At 65.6% G+C, this 18488-nt stretch carries 17 protein-coding genes; 4 read left to right on the forward strand and 13 right to left on the reverse strand.

Annotated features, from left to right (window positions below; all coding sequences use genetic code 11):
- Positions 1–3: 3 nt before the first annotated feature.
- The 11 genes from ACW9UR_RS08600 to ybgC all read right to left on the reverse strand — a co-directional run bounded on the left by ACW9UR_RS08600 (position 4) and on the right by ybgC (position 12038).
- Positions 4–807 (reverse strand): sulfotransferase family 2 domain-containing protein, encoded by an 804-nt coding sequence (locus ACW9UR_RS08600; protein WP_458916553.1) that lies wholly within the window; start codon positions 805–807, stop codon positions 4–6.
- Positions 776–2452: a formate--tetrahydrofolate ligase gene (locus tag ACW9UR_RS08605; RefSeq protein WP_458916554.1), complete on the reverse strand. Its 1677-nt coding sequence runs from the start codon at positions 2450–2452 to the stop codon at positions 776–778. The genes ACW9UR_RS08600 and ACW9UR_RS08605 overlap by 32 nt, the downstream gene beginning before the upstream one ends.
- A 217-nt stretch (positions 2453–2669) precedes the next feature.
- On the reverse strand, positions 2670–4595 hold the full coding sequence (gene ftsH, locus ACW9UR_RS08610; protein ID WP_458916555.1) for an ATP-dependent zinc metalloprotease FtsH: 1926 nt from the start codon (positions 4593–4595) through the stop codon (positions 2670–2672).
- A gap of 81 nt (positions 4596–4676) precedes the next feature.
- Positions 4677–5927: a tRNA lysidine(34) synthetase TilS gene (gene tilS, locus ACW9UR_RS08615; RefSeq protein WP_458916556.1), complete on the reverse strand. Its 1251-nt coding sequence runs from the start codon at positions 5925–5927 to the stop codon at positions 4677–4679.
- Between the two features lie 4 nt (positions 5928–5931).
- Positions 5932–7005 (reverse strand): tol-pal system protein YbgF, encoded by a 1074-nt coding sequence (gene ybgF, locus ACW9UR_RS08620; RefSeq protein ID WP_458916557.1) that lies wholly within the window; start codon positions 7003–7005, stop codon positions 5932–5934.
- A gap of 40 nt (positions 7006–7045) precedes the next feature.
- Positions 7046–7591 (reverse strand): peptidoglycan-associated lipoprotein Pal, encoded by a 546-nt coding sequence (gene pal / locus ACW9UR_RS08625; protein ID WP_458916558.1) that lies wholly within the window; start codon positions 7589–7591, stop codon positions 7046–7048.
- A 116-nt stretch (positions 7592–7707) separates the two neighbouring features.
- Positions 7708–9036 carry a Tol-Pal system beta propeller repeat protein TolB gene (gene tolB / locus ACW9UR_RS08630; protein ID WP_458916559.1) on the reverse strand — a complete coding sequence of 443 codons (1329 nt, stop codon included), beginning with the start codon at positions 9034–9036 and terminating at the stop codon, positions 7708–7710.
- Complete coding sequence (locus ACW9UR_RS08635; RefSeq protein ID WP_458916560.1) at positions 9030–10334, reverse strand: hypothetical protein; 1305 nt, start codon at positions 10332–10334, stop codon at positions 9030–9032. The genes tolB and ACW9UR_RS08635 overlap by 7 nt, the downstream gene beginning before the upstream one ends.
- A gap of 13 nt (positions 10335–10347) precedes the next feature.
- Positions 10348–10818 carry a protein TolR gene (tolR, locus tag ACW9UR_RS08640; protein ID WP_458916561.1) on the reverse strand — a complete coding sequence of 157 codons (471 nt, stop codon included), beginning with the start codon at positions 10816–10818 and terminating at the stop codon, positions 10348–10350.
- Positions 10819–11523, reverse strand: a complete 705-nt coding sequence (gene tolQ / locus ACW9UR_RS08645; protein WP_458916562.1) for a protein TolQ — start codon at positions 11521–11523, stop codon at positions 10819–10821.
- 116 nt (positions 11524–11639) lie between these two features.
- Positions 11640–12038 carry a tol-pal system-associated acyl-CoA thioesterase gene (ybgC, locus tag ACW9UR_RS08650; protein ID WP_458916563.1) on the reverse strand — a complete coding sequence of 133 codons (399 nt, stop codon included), beginning with the start codon at positions 12036–12038 and terminating at the stop codon, positions 11640–11642.
- 134 nt (positions 12039–12172) lie between these two features.
- On the opposite strand from ybgC, the gene ACW9UR_RS08655 reads away from it, so the two are divergent.
- Genes ACW9UR_RS08655 through ACW9UR_RS08670 form a run of 4 tightly spaced genes read left to right on the forward strand, consistent with a single transcriptional unit; the run spans position 12173 to position 16674 of the window.
- Positions 12173–12805 carry a paraquat-inducible protein A gene (locus ACW9UR_RS08655; RefSeq protein WP_458916564.1) on the forward strand — a complete coding sequence of 211 codons (633 nt, stop codon included), beginning with the start codon at positions 12173–12175 and terminating at the stop codon, positions 12803–12805.
- Positions 12775–13407, forward strand: a complete 633-nt coding sequence (locus ACW9UR_RS08660) for a paraquat-inducible protein A (protein WP_458917166.1) — start codon at positions 12775–12777, stop codon at positions 13405–13407. Before ACW9UR_RS08655 ends, ACW9UR_RS08660 begins: the two co-directional genes overlap by 31 nt.
- Positions 13404–16109: a PqiB family protein gene (locus tag ACW9UR_RS08665; protein ID WP_458916565.1), complete on the forward strand. Its 2706-nt coding sequence runs from the start codon at positions 13404–13406 to the stop codon at positions 16107–16109. Before ACW9UR_RS08660 ends, ACW9UR_RS08665 begins: the two co-directional genes overlap by 4 nt.
- Before the next feature lies 1 nt (position 16110).
- A complete protein-coding gene (locus ACW9UR_RS08670) occupies positions 16111–16674 on the forward strand; it encodes a PqiC family protein (protein ID WP_458916566.1) in 564 nt (187 codons plus the stop codon).
- Between the two features lie 11 nt (positions 16675–16685).
- On the opposite strand, the gene ACW9UR_RS08675 is transcribed toward ACW9UR_RS08670, so the two are convergent.
- Both ACW9UR_RS08675 and ACW9UR_RS08680 read right to left on the reverse strand, forming a co-directional pair.
- Positions 16686–17342, reverse strand: coding sequence for a P-loop NTPase family protein (locus ACW9UR_RS08675; RefSeq protein ID WP_458916567.1), 657 nt, complete (start codon positions 17340–17342; stop codon positions 16686–16688).
- Between the two features lies 1 nt (position 17343).
- Positions 17344–18426, reverse strand: a complete 1083-nt coding sequence (locus ACW9UR_RS08680) for an AI-2E family transporter (protein ID WP_458916568.1) — start codon at positions 18424–18426, stop codon at positions 17344–17346.
- Positions 18427–18488 lie beyond the last annotated feature (62 nt).

Here is an 18488-nt window from a genome sequence, read left to right on the forward strand (position 1 = left end):
GAGCTACTCCTGAGTACCGGTTCTGCCGAAGCCGATCAGTCTGGACAGGCGCGGCTTGCGCGTGGCCACGGTCGGTTCTTCCGGCCGGACAAGCCCGAGCAATTCCAGATCGGACCTGTAGATCTGCCTGATCCGTGCCTCTTGCTCCGGCGTCAGCGTAATGTCCACCTTGGTGCTCTTCTTCTTGTGCGGATAGGTGATCGGCGTACCGTAGCGGCGGTCCAGGAACCCGGTCACTTCGTCGAAGCGCTCCAGGTGAAAGACGTGGTCGAACCAAGCCAGATCACTGCCCAAATAGTACGTCATCGGCATGAAATGACGCTTGATCATTCCGGATTTCGCCCGGTAGCGGTCGAACTTCCTCAGGAACAGATCTAGGTCAGGCTCGGTCGGCAGCTTGCTTGACTTCACGGTGTCCGCACCGTCCATCAGCCGTCGCAACTGTCCGCTCAGGATCTTGTTGACATATCCGGAGACGAACCGCTTTACCGGCTCGCGCACGATCGCCACGGTCTGGTAGGAGCGGCCCTTGCGTTCCAGATCAGCTTTCGACTCCTCGAAGGACCGCGCGCGGATTTCGGCCGTAGTCTTATCCGCCGCCCGGTAGGCATCGACCTGCGAGACGTCGAGGTCGTTGTTCACCGCGTACAGCACCGAACGCATCGTCGAGGATCCGATCTTCGGCACGGGGAAGTACGCGATGTTCAGGCGGTCGGAGTATATCGGCATATCGGTCCGGATTCTGGTTCCGCCGCAAGATCGTGGAGAACCGTGGTCAGAACAACCCCTCGATTTGCCCCGCGTCATTGAAGCGGATCTGCTCGGCAGAGGGCAATCGGGGTAGACCCGGCATGGTCATGATCTCACCGCAGATCACCACGACGAAGCCTGCACCGGCCGAGAGCCGGACCTCGCGCACCGGGACCGAGTGGCCGGTCGGCGCGCCGCGCAAGTTCGGATCGGTCGAGAAAGAGTATTGCGTCTTCGCCATACACACCGGCAGATGCCCGTACCCTGCATCCTCCCAAGCGCGCAGCTGGTCACGGATCTTCTTGTCGGCAAGCACCTCGTCAGCACGATAGATCCGCTTCGCAACGGTTTCGATCTTCTCGAAAAGGCTCATATCGTCGGGGTAAAGCGGCGCGAACTGCGACATGCCGCTGTCAGCCAGTTCGGCAACCCGAGTCGCAAGATCACGGATCCCCGCGCTTCCCTCGGCCCAGTGGCGGCACAAGATCGCCTCGGATCCCTGACCTGCGACGTAGTCCTTCACCGCAGCGATTTCGGCATCCGTATCTGTGACAAAGTGGTTGATCGCGACGACGGCCGGCACACCAAATGACCGCACGTTGGCGACGTGCCGCCCGAGGTTGGCGCAGCCTTTCTTGACCGCATCTACGTTCTCGGTTCCAAGGTCTTCTTTCTTCACGCCGCCGTTCATCTTCATCGCGCGGACCGTCGCGACGATCACGACCGCATCCGGCGCGAGATCAGCCATCCGGCACTTGATGTCCATGAACTTCTCGGCGCCAAGGTCCGCGCCAAACCCCGCCTCGGTCACGACGTAGTCCGCCAGCTTCAGCGCTGTTTTGGTCGCGATGACGCTGTTGCAGCCATGGGCGATATTGGCGAACGGACCACCGTGCACGAAAGCCGGGTTGTTCTCGAGCGTCTGCACCAGGTTGGGTTGCATCGCCTGGGCAAGCAGCACGGTCATCGCACCGTCAGCCTTGATGTCGCGCGCATAGATCGGCTCTCGGTCGCGCGTGTAGGCGACGATGATCCGCCCCAGACGCGTCTGCAGGTCCTTCAGGTCGGTCGCCAGGCACAGGATCGCCATGACCTCCGAGGCGACGGTGATGTCGAAACCGCCCTGGCTCGGGAAGCCGTTCGCGACGCCGCCTAGGCTGGTCACGATGTCCCGCAGCGCACGGTCATTCATATCCATGACCCGCCGCCAGACGACACGACGCTGGTCAATACCAAGCTCGTTGCCCCAGTAGATGTGGTTGTCGATCATCGCCGACAGCAGGTTGTGAGCGCTGGTGATGGCGTGGAAATCACCTGTGAAATGGAGATTCATCTCTTCCATAGGGACGACCTGCGCCATGCCGCCGCCCGCGGCGCCGCCCTTCATGCCGAAGCATGGGCCGAGGCTGGCCTCGCGGATGCAGATCACCGCCTTCTTGCCGATCGCGTTCAGCCCGTCACCGAGCCCGACGGTCGTCGTGGTCTTGCCCTCGCCCGCGGGGGTCGGGTTGATCGCGGTGACCAGGATCAGCTTTCCGTCAGCCCGATCCCCAAGCGAGCCGATGAACTCGGCCGAGACCTTGGCCTTGTCGTGCCCGAAAGGCAGCAAATCGGCCTCGGGGATTCCCAGCCGGGCGCCGATCTCCTGGATCGGTTTCTTGTTCGCCTCGCGAGCAATCTCGATATCAGTCTTGTACGCCATCGGTGTCAGGGCTCCCTTCCCGAGGATTGTTTCCGCCATAAGGGGCTACCTGCGCAATCTCCGGTATCGGATTTCCGACAGAACATCGGGCAAATTCGACCGTCTGTTGCACCGTCCGTTTCGGAACGGAAACCTGCGCCTGCGTTCCCGGCTCCGAGACCGCGCAAAAGAAAACCCCCGGACCTTGCGGGTCCGGGGGCTGGCGTTCACGTTAGCGTCAGGCGCTGGGCTCGGGTTCCAGCGGGCCGTCACCTTCGGGGCGCTTGCGCGGCCGGCCGGTCTTCGGGATCGCCGCGACGCTCGGCTTGTCGCCGCCACCCTCATCCGAGCCTTCGTCCGAACCACGGTTCAGCGGCTCGCCATTGATCACACGGGTGATCTCGGGGCCGGTAAGTGTCTCGTACTCAAGCAAGCCTTCGGCGAGGCGCTGCAGATCGTCGGATTTCTCGGTCAGGATCCGCTTGGCGGTGTCGTAGCCCTCATCGACCAGCCGGCGGACCTCCTGGTCGATCGCCTCCTGCGTATCCGGTCCAGCGTTCACGCCACCCTGTTGCGGGCCGAGATAGCTGAACTGTTCGTTCGCATAGTCGATGTTGCCCAGCGTCTCGGACATGCCAAAGCGCGTGACCATCGCGCGGGCGATGCGCGTCACCTGCTGAATGTCGCTAGCCGCACCGCTCGTGACATTGTCGGCACCGAAAGTCAGTTCCTCGGCAACCTTGCCGCCCATCGCCATAGCGATCTGCGACTTGTACTTGGTCTTGGTCACCGACAGTTGGTCCCGCTCGGGCAGCGACAGGACCAGACCCAGGGCGCGGCCGCGGGGGATGATCGTCGCCTTGTGGATCGGGTCATGCTGCGGCACGTTCAGGCCGACGATGGCATGCCCCGCCTCGTGATAGGCGGTCAACTTGCGCTCGTCGTCGGTCATGACCATCGAGCGCCGCTCGGTGCCCATCATGACCTTGTCCTTGGCGTTCTCGAAATCCTCCATCGTGACGAAGCGCTTGCCGGTGCGCGCGGCCATCAGCGCAGCCTCGTTCACGAGGTTCGCCAAATCTGCGCCCGAGAAGCCGGGCGTACCGCGCGCGATGATGCGCAGGTCCACGTCAGGACCAAGCGGCACCTTGCGGGCATGCACTTCGAGGATCTTCTTGCGGCCATTGATGTCCGGGTTCGTCACCTGAACCTGGCGGTCGAACCGGCCGGGGCGCAGAAGCGCGGGGTCCAGAACGTCGGGGCGGTTGGTCGCGGCCAGCAGGATCACGCCTTCGTTGGCCTCGAAACCGTCCATCTCGACCAGCAGCTGGTTGAGGGTCTGCTCACGCTCGTCGTTACCGCCGCCATAACCCGCGCCGCGGTGGCGACCGACGGCATCGATCTCGTCGATAAAGACAATGCACGGCGCGTTCTTTTTCGCCTGTTCGAACATATCACGCACGCGGGAAGCGCCGACACCAACGAACATCTCGACGAAGTCGGAGCCCGAGATGGTGAAGAAGGGAACGCCCGCTTCGCCCGCAATGGCTCGCGCGAGCAGCGTCTTACCGGTGCCCGGAGGGCCAACCAGCAGCGCGCCTTTCGGGATCTTGCCGCCGAGACGGCTGAACTTTTGCGGGTCGCGCAGGAACTCGACGATCTCTTCAAGCTCTTCCTTGGCCTCGTCGATTCCGGCGACGTCGTCGAACGTCACCTTGCCCGATTTCTCGGTCAGCATCTTGGCCTTGGACTTGCCGAAGCCCATCGCGCCGCCTTTGCCGCCACCCTGCATGCGGTTCATGAAGAATATCCACACGCCGATCAGAAGCAGGAACGGCAGCCACAGGCTGAGCGTCGCCATGAAGGTCGACTGTTCCTGCGGGACAACGTCGATGTTCACATCCGCGGCGCGCAGTTCCGGCAGCGGGTCCGCACCGCGCGGCTGCACGGTCTGGAGCGTCCGGTTGTCCCGGGTCGAAATCAGGACGTTTTCGCCGTCCAGCTTCACCGAGGTGACCTGATCGCTCTCGACCATGTCGAGGAACTCGGAATAGCTGACATCCCGCGCCGACTGCGCGGGCCCACCGTTGCTGAACACGTTGAACAGCGCAAGCATCAGGACGAATATGATCACCCAGAAGATGATGTTCTTAGAATTTCCCACGAGGGCTTCTCCCGCTCGGATCGGACGCTGGTGACGCCCTGTTCCCGTTTGCGATACCACATAAGGGATGTCGCAAAGGTTTCAATCTGGCCCCAGGTCAGCGATGAACCGGTCCGGCGCCGTCAGCAGCCAAGAATGACAGGGTTTTCGGGGCAATGCAAAGGGTGCGGCAATCAGCGCCCCCCGATTACGAAATGCGGGAAGTGTCACCAGCGCGGTGCGCGGGTGCCCCAAGGCGCGCCAGTCGGGCAATTCTGCAATGCCGTCTTCGCCCAGAGCCGAGACCATAAACTCGGCTTCCCCGGGCGCAGTGCCCCACCGCCCGTCCCAGATCTCGCCTGCCGCTACCTCGGGCCCGACGCGGCCGGGTTCGCGGCAGATCGTCAGCCCGATCCTACCCCTCTCGACAATGCATCCATGTAGGGTTCGCCGGTCCAGCAGCCCGCCTTCGATGGCCCAGTGGTCGAGTGCCTCCAGCGCAGACAAGCGCGGCGTATAATCGGCTCCCGAAACCCAGCGCAGCCCCTCGGCCAGAAGTCGAAGCCGCAGCTCTGGCTCGGCGGCCGCCATCTTCGCCGCATCAAGCGTAATGTAGCCCAGAGGACTTATGTCGGCGGCATCGCGGGCCAGCGCCTCCACCGCGCGGCGCACGATCCGTGCCGCCCGCGAGAGAGACGCGGCGGTTTCCGTCAGCCGGTCGACCGAAAGGCCAATCGCTTCAAGTTGCGGCATCGCCGCGCGCAATCGTGCACGGTCGAACCGCATATCCTCGTTGCTGGGATCCTCGGCCCAGCGGATTCGCCGCTCCCGCAAGAGATCGCGGAGCGCCGTCCGGCGAGCGTTTAGAAGCGGGCGAAGCCACACGATCCCCTCGGCCTCGATCTTGGGCTGCATCCCGGTCAATCCGTAGAGACCCGAACCCCGGGCCAACCGCATCAGGACCGTCTCGGCCTGATCGTCCGCGGTGTGCGCCAGCGCGACATGGGTCAACCGTTGCTCCCTCGCCCAGCCGGCTATCAGACTGCGGCGGGCACGCCGGGCTGCGTCTTGCAGGTTACCCTCCGGATGGCCGGTCCATCGAAGGATGTCGTGCGGTACCCCGAGCGCCTTGGCGGTTGCCCGCGCCTGAGCGGCTTCCTCTGCGCTTTCCGCACGAAGGCCATGGTCGACTGTCACCGCCCGAAGCGCGGTGCCCCGGCTGGCCGCGCGGTCGGCCATCAGTACAAGCAAGGCGATAGAGTCACCGCCGCCGGAAACCGCTACGCCGAGCGGCGCGGAACCGACCGGGTCCAACGCCTCCGCGATTTGTCGGGCCAGTGTCTCTTCCGTCACCGCCTCAGTTACAGTTGAGCGCCCGGCGCTCGCTTTCGGTTTTCTGTATCAGGTCCAACGGGGCGCCGGGATAGCGCAGGCTTACCTCTGACAAGGTCAGGCAAGCCTCGTTCAGCTGCCCGATCCGACCGAGCGAAACGCCTAGCCGGTAGAGCGACTCCGGTGCTTTTGACCCCTGCGGTGCGCCGGAGAAACTGTCGAGATAGCTGCGCGCTGCGTTGCTCCAGTCGCCCTGCGCCGCGAGCGCTTCGCCGCGCCAGAACGCAGCTTCTCCTGCAAGCGGGCCGCCGGGATAATTCGCGAGGAAGTCCTGGAACCCCTGCGCCGCCTGCCCGTAGTTCCCGCTGTTGAAGGCGTCGAGCGCGCGTTGGTAGTCCTCACGCTCGGCCACGGCCAGTTGAGGCCCGCCGGATGCAGGATCGGGAAGCGTCGCGACCTGCGGCGTCGGTGCGGGCGTTGCCGGCTCGGGTGCCGGCACAACAGGAGCAACTGCCTCGCGTTCCGGCAGTCCGGCGGATTGGGCTTCCGGACGCGGGGCCGGGCTCACCGCGCTTCCACCACCCAAACCACTCAGATCCGGGCGGAGCACCGGTCGCAACGCACCGAGATCGATCTGTCCCGCGCCGTCTGTGCTGGTCCCGGCACTTTCGGTCCCGGATGTCTGCGGCCTAGGCACCGGGGCGCTCGTGTTGCCCTCGCCCAGCGGCACCGTCTCGCCGAGGGTCGAGAAATCGCCACCCTCTAGCTCGGTCAGGCGGAACTCAAGATCGCCGATCCGGTTGGTGCCGTCAGCGACCACCTGATCGATCCGGAAGCGCAACGCCTCAACCTGCGAGGTCAGGCGGCGCACTTCCTCGTCCAGAAGGTCGGTACGCTCAATAAGAGGCGCCGCGTTTACGACGCCGGTCGCTACCGGGTCGGCTACCTGCAACTCGCGCCGCAGGCTTTCGATCTGACCCTTCAGGATCTGAAGGTCGGCACGGATGCCGGCCAGTGTCTGCTGGTCGGGGGCCGGCTGCGCGACGGCAACCGCCGCCATCAGCCAGACACCGGATACAGCCATGAGGATGGATCGCATGGTCCTCGGACCCCCGTATTCCTTGACTATTCCCCGAGCCTCAGACGCCCAGCCCGCCGGTGACCACGGTCACAGCCCGGCGGTTCTGCGCCCAGCAGGACTCGGTCGAGCATACCGCAACCGGCCGCTCCTTGCCGAAGGGAATAGTCGACAGGCGGTTATCGGGAATGCCGCGCGTAACCAGGTAGTCGCGCACCGCGCTGGCACGGCGGGCCGACAGGCGGAAGTTGTACTCTCGCGTACCGGTCTCGTCTGCATGGCCTTCGATATTGATCTGCACGTTCGGACGGGCCAGCAGCCACTGAGCCTGCTGGTCGAGGATTCCTTTCGCCTCGGCGGTCAGATCGCTCTGATCGACGAGGAACAGCACCCGGTCACCGATGATCTGGTTGAAGTAATCGACCGAGTTGACCGAGATCGGCTGCCCGTCGGGCCCGATCACGGTGCCCTCCAGCGAGGAAGGGCCCACCCCGCCAGCGCCCGCCGTGCCGCCAGGGCCGCCGCCGAACAGGGCATCGGGATTTTCCCCCTGCGAGCAGGCGCCCAGCGCCAGCGCCGCGCAGAGAACAAGTGCGGTCGGTTTCATCACTGCTTCACCTCTGAGTGTTCCATCTACGCCAGGCGTGGGCCCCTTGTTCCGGGGCTTGCGCCGGTTTCTAGCATTTTTTGCGCGATCCGCCTACTGCGATCCCCGAGTACGCCTCAGGGCAGCAGCGAAGACCAGCTGGGGTCCGAAGCGCCTTCAGGCGTCGGCAGCACCTTCAGGTTCCGGCCCGTGATGTCCACGGTGTAAACCCGGCCCTGCCCAGCCTCGCCCGCAGTTTCGCGGTAGAAGGCGATCACCCGTCCGTTCGGCGCCCAGGTGGGTCCTTCGTCGAGGAAGCTCGCGGTCAGCAGCCGCTCTTCCGAGCCGTCGATCCGCATTACACCGATATGAAACCGACCCTGATACATCTTGGTGAATGCGATCATGTCGCCGCGCGGCGACCAGACCGGCGTACCGTAGCGGCCCTCGCCGAAACTGATCCGCTTCGCCTCTCCGCCCGAAACGGGCATGACGTAGATCTGCTGGCTACCACCACGGTCGCTCTCGAATACGACCTGGCTGCCGTCGGGCGAGAAGCCGGGCTCAGTCTCGATCGCGGGAGTGTCAGTCAGGCGGGTGGAGGAGCCACTCTGCAGATCCAGGACATAGATATCCGAGTTGCCCGCATCGCCCGCCGCATAGACCACGCGCCGCCCGTCGCTCGAGAAGCGCGGGGCCGAGGTGAAGCCCGAAACGCCTGCCAACGGCTGCTTCTGCAGCGTGCGGGTATCGAGCATGTAGACACGGGGCGCACCGGATTCATACGAGGTGTAGACGATGCGGCTGTTGTCGGGCGACCAGCGCGGCGAGAACACGATCGAGCTGTCGTCGGTCAGGTACCGCACGTCCGCACCGTCCTGGTCCATGACCGCCAACCGCTTGCGGCGGTCGTTCTTGGGACCGGATTCCGACACGAAGACAATCTTGCTGTCGAAATAGCCGCTTTCCCCGGTCAGCCGCGAATACACCTGGTCCGAGACCTTGTGCGCCATCCGCCGCCAGTCGTTGGTCGACCCGACGAACTGCTGGCCCTCGCCCAACTCGCTGTTTGCGAACGTATCGTGCAAGCGGAACTTCACCGCGACGCGCCCATCCCCGGTCATCGAGACCGCCCCGGTCAGCAGGCCTTCGGCGTTGATCGCTGTCCAGTCGCTGTATTGGATAGGCGTATTGAAATCGGTGATCCGGCCGATATGCGCCGACTGCGGCACCTCGCGGAACAGGCCCGAGCCAGTCAGGTTGCGCGCGATCACCGCTGTGATGTCGGCGGCAAGTTGCTGCGCCTGCGGCGTCTCGGCCACGAATTGCGGCAGCGCGATCGGCAGCGGTTCGATGACCCCTTCGGTGATCTCGATGCGCAGCGGCGGGCGGTCGGACTGAGCCTGCGCGATCGGTGCAAGTGCCAGCAGCGCGGCGGCCATCACGGCCAGGGACGTTCTTACCATCTGGACAACATTCCTTTCGGGTCGAAGGCGACCTCGAGGTTCTTCCACTGGGCGAATTTATCTTGCGGCAGCTCGTAGCCGCTGCCCTGGCAGCGAAGCAGGGCCCGACGGGCGGCCTCGAAGGCGACCCGGATCTCGGGCCGGTTCGCATCGGCCGGCTCGATCAGCCGGGGCTGCCCGACGATCTGCCCGTTGGGGCTGAGTTCCACGGCTACGACGACGCGCAAATCAGTGGCATTCGGCAGGCCCGCAGGTACGTTCCAGCACCGCTGTACCGACAGACGCAGCGCGTCCTTCTCGCCTTGTGTGAGCGGCGGGCCGACCGGCAGGTCCTGCGTCACGCTGCTCGGCGGAGCCATCGGGTCCGAGTCAGGCGCGGTCTGCTGATTGTCCTGGGCGGAGGCCAAGGCTTCGGCCACAGCAGCGGCCTCAGCCTCGCGGCGCGCCTCTTCGGCGGCACGGGCGGCCTCTTCCTCACGCTCACGCTGCTCGGCGGCGGCAACACGCGCAGCTTCCTCCTGCCGCTCGCGTTCGGCCTCGGCCTCGGCAAGCTGGGTCTCGAAATTGCGCGGACGTGCGCGCGGAGCGGTGGACCTGCGCAGCGCGCTGCCCTCCTCTGCGCCGCTTTCGACCTCGCTCGGTGGTGCCGGGCTAGCCTCTTCAGGCTGGGCCACAGTCTCCGGCTCGGCGGCAGCGGTCTCGGTCTCTTCCGGCGTCGTCTCGGGCTCGGCCTCACGTTCCGATGGCGGGCTCGGAGGCGCGGGCGGCTGGAAGTCCGCGATCCGCGGCGCGCTGCGCGGTGCGGGCGGCGCGGCCATCTGCGGCCCGCGCGGCGTCTCGTTGCGACTGTCGAGGCCCGTATCCCCGGGCATCGCCAGCGCGGGCGGCGCAGCGTCCGGCGCTGTCGCGCTTTCATCCGGCGCCGCCACGTCCACCGCGACGTCGGGCTCGGCCACTTCTTCCAGCAGGGCGGTCAGATCCGCCTCAGTATCGCGGGCAGAGGGATCCTCGATGTCGTCCTTTACGGTCTCGGTCGGCGCCAGGTCCGCTTCGGGCGCTGGGCCTGCATCGGGATCGAAATCCGGCGCGGCGATAGAGGCCACCTGCTCGTCCACCTGCGGCGCGTTTTCAGGCGGTGTCGGCGCCTGTTCCCGGTCGCCCTGGGGCGCGGTGATGATTGATACCTCAGTTACCCGGCTTACGTCGCGGTCACGGTCGTCATTATACGGAATAGCGAACAACCCGGCGGCCAGAGCCACCAGGTGCAGGGAGATCGATATGATCCAGCCCTTCTGCATGGCGGTTCCGCCATTACTCCGTTTCGGTCAGGGTCGGGCCGCCGCCATCGGTCACCAGACCGATGTTGCGGAACCCTGCCGCGTTGAGTGCCCCCATGACCTCCATAACCTGCGAATAGGAGACCTGGCCATCGGCGCGCAAGAAAACCTTGTCGTTCTGCCGCTCGCCAGCGACGTTCGTCAGTAGCGTCACCAACCGCTCGCGCGGCACTTCCGAGTTCTGCAGCGTGATCGCACCATCAGCCGTCATGGCAATCGTCAGCGGTTCCTGTTCGTCCTGCTGAAGAGGCGTGGCCGCGGTTTCCGGCAGTTCGAGCGGCACGCCGACGGTCAGCAGGGGCGCTGCGACCATGAAGATGATCAGCAGCACCAGCATCACATCCACGAAGGGCGTGACGTTGATCTCGGCTATAGGCCGCGAACGCTGACGGCCGCGACCTGCACCGCGCCCGCCGCCCCGCCGCTGCATGACACCGGCACCCATTCAGCTCTCCTGCGTTTCGAGTTGCCGCGACAGGATGACCGAGAACTCGTCGGCGAAGGACTCGTAGCGCGCTGCGATGGCATCCGCGTCCGAGGAAAGCTTGTTGTAAAAGATGACAGCCGGGATTGCGGCCAGCAGGCCAAGCGCAGTCGCCAGCAACGCCTCGGCGATACCGGGGGCGACGACGGCAAGATTGGTCGACTGCTGGATGGCGATCTCCTCGAAAGCGTACTTGATGCCCCAGACCGTTCCGAACAGACCCACGAACGGAGAAATCGAGCCGACCGTCGCCAAGACGCCCAGCCCCGCGTTGATATAGTCCTGCTCGCGCGCGATTGCGATGTTCATAGCCCGGTCGATGCGCGCCTGCGCCCCGGCGATCAGCCCACCCTGCAGCGTGTGCGACTTGCGCCATTCGCGCATACCGGCCACGAAGATCTTCTCGGGACCGCCTTCAGGCTCGTCTTCGATCTCCTCGTAGACCTCGTCGAGCGGCTGGCCGGACCAGAAGGCGTCCTCAAATTCAAGCGCCCGCGAGCGGGCGTCGCGGAAGTTCAGGTGTTTCTGGATGATGATTGCCCAGGACCAGATCGACGCCAGAATCAGCAGGATCATCACGATCTTGACCGTGAGTGTTGCCCGCAGGAACAGGGAAAGCAGCGAGAAATCAATCTCGCTGGCTGCTGCCAGTACTTCGGTTTCCATCGCTGCTGCTCATTATCAAGGGTTTGCCCGCGCCGATCATCGTCGGCTTGCGCGTCACCATATCGAATTAAGGGGCGTTTGTGTCGAAAAAACGCCCCAAAGTCCAGTGTTTCGGATCAAATCTGCGCCAGATTCGCAAGCGCCGCGCGGACCTCCGCCGGAAACCGCGCAGGCCGGCCCTCCAATGTCATGCATATGACGCGTATCATCGCCTCCACGACCAGCCGATCGCCAACGCGGATGACCTGCGGCATGATCAGCGACGCACCGCCGACGCGGCCGATCCGGGTCTCGACGGTCACCACTTCGTCGAAGCGGGCCGGGGCGCGAAAGTCCATCTCGGCGCGGGCGACCGCGAACACGATGCCCACCTCGCGCATCGCGGCCTGGTCGATCCCGGCCGCGCGCACCAGGTCCGAGCGTCCCCGTTCCAGGTACTTCAGATAGTTCGCGTAGTAGACGATCCCGGCCATGTCTGTGTCTTCGTAGTAGACGCGGAATTCCGAGATGTGCATGAGGCAGGCTCCGTGGCGGCGGTCTCCGTTCTGGGCAATGCCAACACAGGGGTCAAGCGTCGCTTGCCCTTCCCCCCAAGCCAACTATGGTGGCAGCCCATGGCTTTCGCACCGCAAAAGGGACACCGGTCCGCATGACATCGCTGGAGGATATGCCCCTCGAGTCGCTGATCGCCTGCCCCCAGTGCGACGCCTTGCATCACGCAACGACGCCACCCGACGGAGGCAACGCGCGCTGCATCCGCTGCGGAACAGTGCTGATTGCCCCTCGGCGCGGCGCTTTTCTGCGCGTGCTGGCGCTGGCGATCACCGTGATGATCCTGATGTTCGGTGCGACCTTCTTGCCGTTCCTGGGGATCTCGGCTGCCGGGGTAACGAACGAAAGCTCGGTCTTCGATGCGGCGCTGGCCTTTTCCGAAGGTCCGCTGATCGGACTTTCGATCGCGGTCGCAGCGATGATCATCTTTATCCCGGTGCTCAGGATGCTGCTGCTGGTCTACGTCATCGGCCCGCTGGTGATGGGGAGAGGCCCGGCACGACAGGCCGCACGCGCGTTCCGCCTGTCCGAAACGCTGCGCCCCTGGTCGATGGCCGAGATCTTCATGATCGGCGTCGCCGTGGCGCTGGTGAAGATCGCAGGCCTGGCCTCGGTGGTGTTGGGGCCGGCCTTCTGGATGTTCGTGGCGCTGGTCATAGTGGCGGTGCTCAAGGACGGCTATATGTGCCGATGGACGATATGGCAGGCGCTGGAACGCACACCCCGGTAATTTCCGCCCGCGATGCGGGACTTGTGGCCTGCACGCGCTGCACCCGGGTCTGGCCCCAAGGCCAGGAACGCTGCAGCCGCTGCGGAAGCCGTCTGCGCTCGCGAGACGACACCAGCCTGCAGCGGGTTTGGGCCTGGTGGATCGCAGGGTTGATCGCCTACATCCCGGCCAACCTTTATCCGATGCTCACCACCAGCACTCTTCTGAGCACGCAGCAGAGCACCATCATCGGGGGCGCGGTGGAACTGTTCGAAATGGGCTCCTATGGCGTCGCCGTCGTGATCCTCTTCGCCTCGGTGGCGATCCCGGTGGGGAAGTTCATGGCCGTCGCCTTTCTCGCCATCAGTGTGCGCGGGGCGCGGCGTCATAGCGACCACCACAGGCATCTGCTTTATGAACTTGTCGAATTCATCGGCCGCTGGTCGATGATCGACGTCTTCGTCGTCGCAATTCTGTCGGCGCTGGTTCACCTCGGCTCACTGGTCGAGATCTCGCCAGGCCCCGCGGCAGTGACCTTCGCACTTTCGGTTGTGTTCACGATGCTCTCGGCCCAAAGCTTCGATTCACGCATGATCTTTGACCAGACCGGACCTTCAGAATGACCGACCAGCTCCCCGATCCGCAGATGCAAGGCCCGAAACCTGGGCTTTGGCAGCGGATCTCACCCGTCTGGCTGGTGCCGATCATCGCCGTGCTGATCTCGGTTCTGGTTGTGTGGCAAAACTATGCCAGCCGTGGCCCGGTCATCGAGATCTTGTTCGAGAACGCCTCGGGCGTGGTCGCGAAGCAGACAACGCTCCACTATCGCGATGTCCCCGTCGGCGTTGTCGAGAAAGTGCAGTTCGCCGCCGGGCTGGAGAACGTCATCGTCTCGGTGCGCCTGGAACCCGAAGTTGCGCCTTATGTCGACAGTGAAAGCCAGTTCTGGGTCGTGCGCCCGCAGCTGACTACGCGCGGCGTCTCTGGCCTCGAGACGGTAATTTCCGGTGTCTACATCGAAGGCATATGGGACACCAACGCGGGGACCTCGCAATACCGCTTCACCGGGCTCGAACAAGCGCCGATCAGCCGCTCGGACCGCGAGGGCGTGACGGTGGTGCTGGAATCCCGCGACGGCGACGGGCTGGCCGAGGGGACGCCGGTACTCTACCGAGGGATCGAGGTCGGCGCCGTTGGGCGCCCCCAGCTGTCCGAGGACGGCAACTCGGTCATCGCCGAGGCCTTCATCGAAGCGCCCTACGCGCGGCACGTGACCACCGCGACGCGGTTCTGGAACGCCTCCGGCTTCAGTCTGACCTTCGGCCCCGGCGGCGCGCAGCTTGATGTCTCCAGCCTTGCCTCGCTCGTGGCGGGCGGTGTCAGCTTCGATACAGTGATCAACACCGGGCGCCCGATCGAGCCAAATGCCAATTTCGAGCTGTTCGCCTCCGAGCAGGACGCCCGCTCCAGCCTGTTCTCAAGCGGTGGCGCGCCGATGGTTCGCCTTTCGATGATCTTCGAAGGCGACACTGCCGGGCTTGACGCCGGAGCCGCCATCGATCTCGGCGGCGTCGAGGTCGGGCGCGTCGCCGCCGTCAGCGGGGTCGTCGACGAGGATCGCTTCAACGACGGGCGGGTGCGGATGCTCGCTACCGCCGAGATAGACCCGGCCAAGCTCGGTTTCTCCGGCGACGACGCGCAGCAGCAGACGCTGGATTTCCTGGCCGATGCCGTCACCCGCGGGCAGCGGGCGCAGCTAGAACCCGCCAGCATCCTGACCGGCGGCCTGCGGATCGTGGTCTCCCCCGTGGACGGTGCCGCACCAGCGGAATTCGCCGCCACCGACACCCCGTTCCCCGAGTTCCCCACCCTGCCCTACGAAGGCAGTGGAACTGCAAGCTCGGTCGAAGGGCTGATCGACCGTGTCGCCAACCTTCCCTTCGAGGACATGATGGACGAGGCCGTGGGCGTGCTCCAGAACGTCAACGGGATCCTCGAGGACGAGAACATCCGCCGCATCCCGCAGGAGACCGCCGACCTGATGGCGGCGGCACGCGGCGTGGTCGACTCGGATGAAGTCCAGGCGCTGCCCGAACAGGTCGGCAACCTGCTGGGCAGCCTCGAATCCGCCGCCGGTCAGGCCGAGCAGTTGATCGCCCGGCTGACCGAGGCCGGCGCCGCCGAGCAGCTGGCCCAGACGCTCGAGGCGGCGGCGCGCGCCGCAGACGGCATCGCCCTGACCGCCGAGGATCTGCCCGCGCTGGTCGAAGATTTGCAAACGCTAGCGGGCAAGGTGCAGGAGCTGCCGCTCGGCGACGTGGTAGCCAATGCCGACGGCCTGCTGACCGATGCGCGGAACGTGCTCTCCGACCCCGCGATCCAGGGCATCCCGGCGCAGGTCGAAACCGCTCTCACCGATCTGGGCAGCGCCGTCGCAGACGCGCGCGAACTGGTTGCGGGTCTGGCCGAGGGCACGGTTTCAGAGGATCTGGCCGCAACGCTCGCCAGCGCCCGCCAACTGACCGAGGATCTGGCCGCCGCGGCGGATCAGGTGCCCGGCCTGATGGGGCGGCTCGACGCGACCGCTGCTAATGTGCAGGACCTGCCGCTCGACCGCATCGCCGAACAGCTTTCCGGCGTGCTCGAAAACCTGCGCGGCCTTACCGCAACCGAAGCGGCGCAAGCGCTGCCCTCGCAGGCCGGGGCCGCGCTCGCTTCGCTGGAGGAAGCCCTGCAACGTGCCCGTGACCTGCTGGGCGCGGTCGATGCCCAGCAGCTTTCGGCCGACATCAGCCTGACCCTGACCGATGCACGCCGCGCCGCCGCCTCTGTCGCCGAGGCGACCGAAGCGTTGCCAGGCCTTACCGAACGGCTGGACAATATCGCGACCCGCGCCGAGCAGGTGCCGCTGGACCAACTCGCCGCCGAGGCCGAAGGTCTGCTGGCCGATGCCCGCAGGGTGATCGGAACCGATGACGCGCAGGCCCTTCCCGGCGCGTTGAACGGTGCTTTGGCGCAGATCGAGGCGGTGCTCGCCGACCTACGCGAAGGCGGCGTCGCCGAGAACACCAACGCGACGCTTGCCGCGGCTCGCGAGGCGGCGGAATCCGTCGCCACCGCCGCCGAGAGCTTGCCAGCCCTGACCGCGCGATTGCAGACGCTCTCGGATCAGGCACGGCTGACGCTGTCCTCGGTCGACTCGAATTCGCGCCTCTACTCCGAGATCAGCCGAATGCTATCGGCGGTCGAAGGGGCCGCCCGCTCGGTCAACTCGCTCTCCCGCGCAATCGAGCGCGACCCGAACTCCTTGATCCTGGGAAGATGACATGATCCGAACGACCGCCGCCGCGCTTCTGACGTTCACGCTCGCCGCTTGCGGATCGACCGAGGGCCCGCTGCGCTACGAAGTGCCCATCCCGCCGCCGCAAGAGCAGATCCGCGTCGCCTCAAGTTCGGTCGAGTTGCGGGAGGTGTCGCTGCCACTATACGCCGAGCTCGAGACCATTTCGGTCCGCTCGGCTGACGCCAGCTTGCGGTCGGATACCGAAGTCCTTTGGGCGGACGAGCCCGTACGAGCCATCTCGCGGGGGCTAGTCACATACTTGTCGGCGCTGACCGGAGCACGGGTGGCGGAAAGCCCCTGGCCGCTGGCGGATCTGCCGGATTCCGAACTGGAAGTGCGCTTCGACCGCCTCGTCGCGGACCCGGACGGCGTATTCCGTGCCTCGGGCCAGTACTACATCGCTCCGCGCGGTGGCAGCGGGCGCGAGGTCACCGGCCGCTTCGCCGCCTCGGCCCCCTACCAGCCTGAGAACCTGGCTTCGGTCGCCGCAGCCAAGGGATCGGTCATCGCGGAAATCGCACGGCAGATTGCACGCGGCGGTCTCTGAGAGGACGCGCCTCAGAGGTCAAGCGTCGCCGAAGCAAGGCGAACCCCGACGGCGCGCCCTTCAGACAGGGCGGCGGCGTCGAGCCGGGCAACGGCGGCCTCGGCCGCAGCGAAAGAACGCTCCAGACGGGGCACGAGGAAGTCGATCAGCCCCGGCTTCGGCAAGATGTGCCGGTCCGCGAACAGCTTGACCAATACCCCGGCCATAAGCGCCTCATCCGGCGCGTCCAGCCGGGCGACCCCGGCAGCGGACACGCGGCTCGCCAGGTCCGGGAGTACCAGAGGCCAGTGGTTGGGCGCGGCGCGCCCCGTCAGCAACAGCCGCCCACCCCGCGACAGAACGGCGTTGTGAATATGGAAAAGTCGCTCCTCGGCGGCACGATCCCCGGCGATCCGGTCGACATCCTCGACCGCCAGAAGGTCCGCGTCGAGCGCCAGCGGCCCCGGAGCCGACGCCTGTACTACAAGCGCCCCCGCGCTTTCCGCCCAGACATGCGCCAGGTGCGTCTTGCCGGTGCCTGGCCCGCCAACCAGCGCCTGCTTGCCGCCGGGCCAGTCAGCCCAGGCGTCCACCGCCGCGAGCGCGCCGGCATTGGCCGACGAGACAAGGAATGCCTCTCGCCCCAGCGCGGGGCGCCGGCCAAGATCGAGTGCAAGCTGGCCCGTCATCCTATTCCGCCGCGTCACGGCCGGCAGACCCGGCGGTGGGTCCAGTGTAGAGACGCCCGGACTTGTACTGTGCCACCGCGTAGCGGATCAGCACGCCAACCACTGCTGCTGCCGGCACCGCGATCAGCAGACCGGAGAAGCCCAACAGCGCGCCGAACGCGGACAACGCGAAGATCAGCCAGACAGGATGCAGCTTGATCTTGTCGCCGACGATCTTGGGGCTGAGCACATTGCCCTCGATCATCTGGCCCGCGACGAACACCGCTGCCACCGCAGCGACCCACTGCCATTCGCCCCAGAACTGGAACAGCGCCAGCCCGACCGACAGGATGCCGCCAAGAATCGAGCCGACGAAGGGTATGAACGACACCAGCCCCGCGAACAGGCCGACGACCACGCCGAACTGCAATCCGATAAGCGCCAGCGAGATTGCATAGAACCCGCCCAACAACAGGCAAACCGAGAGTTGCCCGCGCACGAACCCGCTGAGCACCTCGTCGACCTCGGAGGCCAGGCGGCGCACCTCGGGGGCATGCTCACGCGGCAGCAGATCGTCGATTCCCGCGATCAGCCGATCCCAGTCCATCAGCAGGTAGAAAGCAACGACCGGTGCCAGCACCAGCACCAGCAGGAAGTCGATCAACGCCAGCGACGAGGTCAGGACCGAGGTCACGACCTTCAGCCCGCCCTCGCGCAGCGCGTCTTCCATCCCAGCCAGCCCACGCCGTACGGCAGAGCCCTCGGCAAAAAGTTCCGGGTAGCGCAGGTCCATCTGGTTGCGGAACTGCTCGACCAGGCCCGGCAGCGCGTCGATGAAATCGCCAATCTGGCCCACGAGGAACGGGATCACGACCAGCCCGGTCAGTACCAGAAGCAGTACCGCGATCCCGGTGATCAGTGCCGTGGCCGCAACTCGCGGCAAGCCTGCGGCCTGCAACCGGCTGGCGGCCGGATTCAAAAGGTAGGCGATGGCGGCACCGATCAGGAACGGCAGCAGCGTGTTTCCCATGACCCACAGGAAAGCCACGAGCACCACGGCGGCGATACCCCAATAGCGGACCTGTTGCTGCGGGCTCAGTGCCAAGGTGTCGTTTCTCCGTGGTTGCGGTGCGCGGCCGGTACTCCCTTCTCTGCGAGGCTGCCTCG

Source organism: Halovulum sp. GXIMD14794 (genome assembly GCF_054457455.1).

What these genes read in the sequence shown, in the direction of transcription:
- ACW9UR_RS08600 (WP_458916553.1), bottom strand. Translation starts at nt 807, where the DNA reads ATGACGCGGGGCAAATCGAGGGGTTGTTCTGACCACGGTTCTCCACGA.
- ACW9UR_RS08605 (WP_458916554.1), bottom strand. Translation starts at nt 2,452, where the DNA reads ATGGCGTACAAGACTGATATCGAGATTGCTCGCGAGGCGAACAAGAAA.
- ybgF (WP_458916557.1), bottom strand. Translation starts at nt 7,005, where the DNA reads ATGCGATCCATCCTCATGGCTGTATCCGGTGTCTGGCTGATGGCGGCG.
- pal (WP_458916558.1), bottom strand. Translation starts at nt 7,591, where the DNA reads ATGAAACCGACCGCACTTGTTCTCTGCGCGGCGCTGGCGCTGGGCGCC.
- tolB (WP_458916559.1), bottom strand. Translation starts at nt 9,036, where the DNA reads ATGGTAAGAACGTCCCTGGCCGTGATGGCCGCCGCGCTGCTGGCACTT.
- ACW9UR_RS08635 (WP_458916560.1), bottom strand. Translation starts at nt 10,334, where the DNA reads ATGCAGAAGGGCTGGATCATATCGATCTCCCTGCACCTGGTGGCTCTG.
- tolR (WP_458916561.1), bottom strand. Translation starts at nt 10,818, where the DNA reads ATGGGTGCCGGTGTCATGCAGCGGCGGGGCGGCGGGCGCGGTGCAGGT.
- tolQ (WP_458916562.1), bottom strand. Translation starts at nt 11,523, where the DNA reads ATGGAAACCGAAGTACTGGCAGCAGCCAGCGAGATTGATTTCTCGCTG.
- ybgC (WP_458916563.1), bottom strand. Translation starts at nt 12,038, where the DNA reads ATGCACATCTCGGAATTCCGCGTCTACTACGAAGACACAGACATGGCC.
- ACW9UR_RS08655 (WP_458916564.1), top strand. Translation starts at nt 12,173, where the DNA reads ATGACATCGCTGGAGGATATGCCCCTCGAGTCGCTGATCGCCTGCCCC.
- ACW9UR_RS08660 (WP_458917166.1), top strand. Translation starts at nt 12,775, where the DNA reads ATGGCAGGCGCTGGAACGCACACCCCGGTAATTTCCGCCCGCGATGCG.
- ACW9UR_RS08665 (WP_458916565.1), top strand. Translation starts at nt 13,404, where the DNA reads ATGACCGACCAGCTCCCCGATCCGCAGATGCAAGGCCCGAAACCTGGG.
- ACW9UR_RS08670 (WP_458916566.1), top strand. Translation starts at nt 16,111, where the DNA reads ATGATCCGAACGACCGCCGCCGCGCTTCTGACGTTCACGCTCGCCGCT.
- ACW9UR_RS08675 (WP_458916567.1), bottom strand. Translation starts at nt 17,342, where the DNA reads ATGACGGGCCAGCTTGCACTCGATCTTGGCCGGCGCCCCGCGCTGGGG.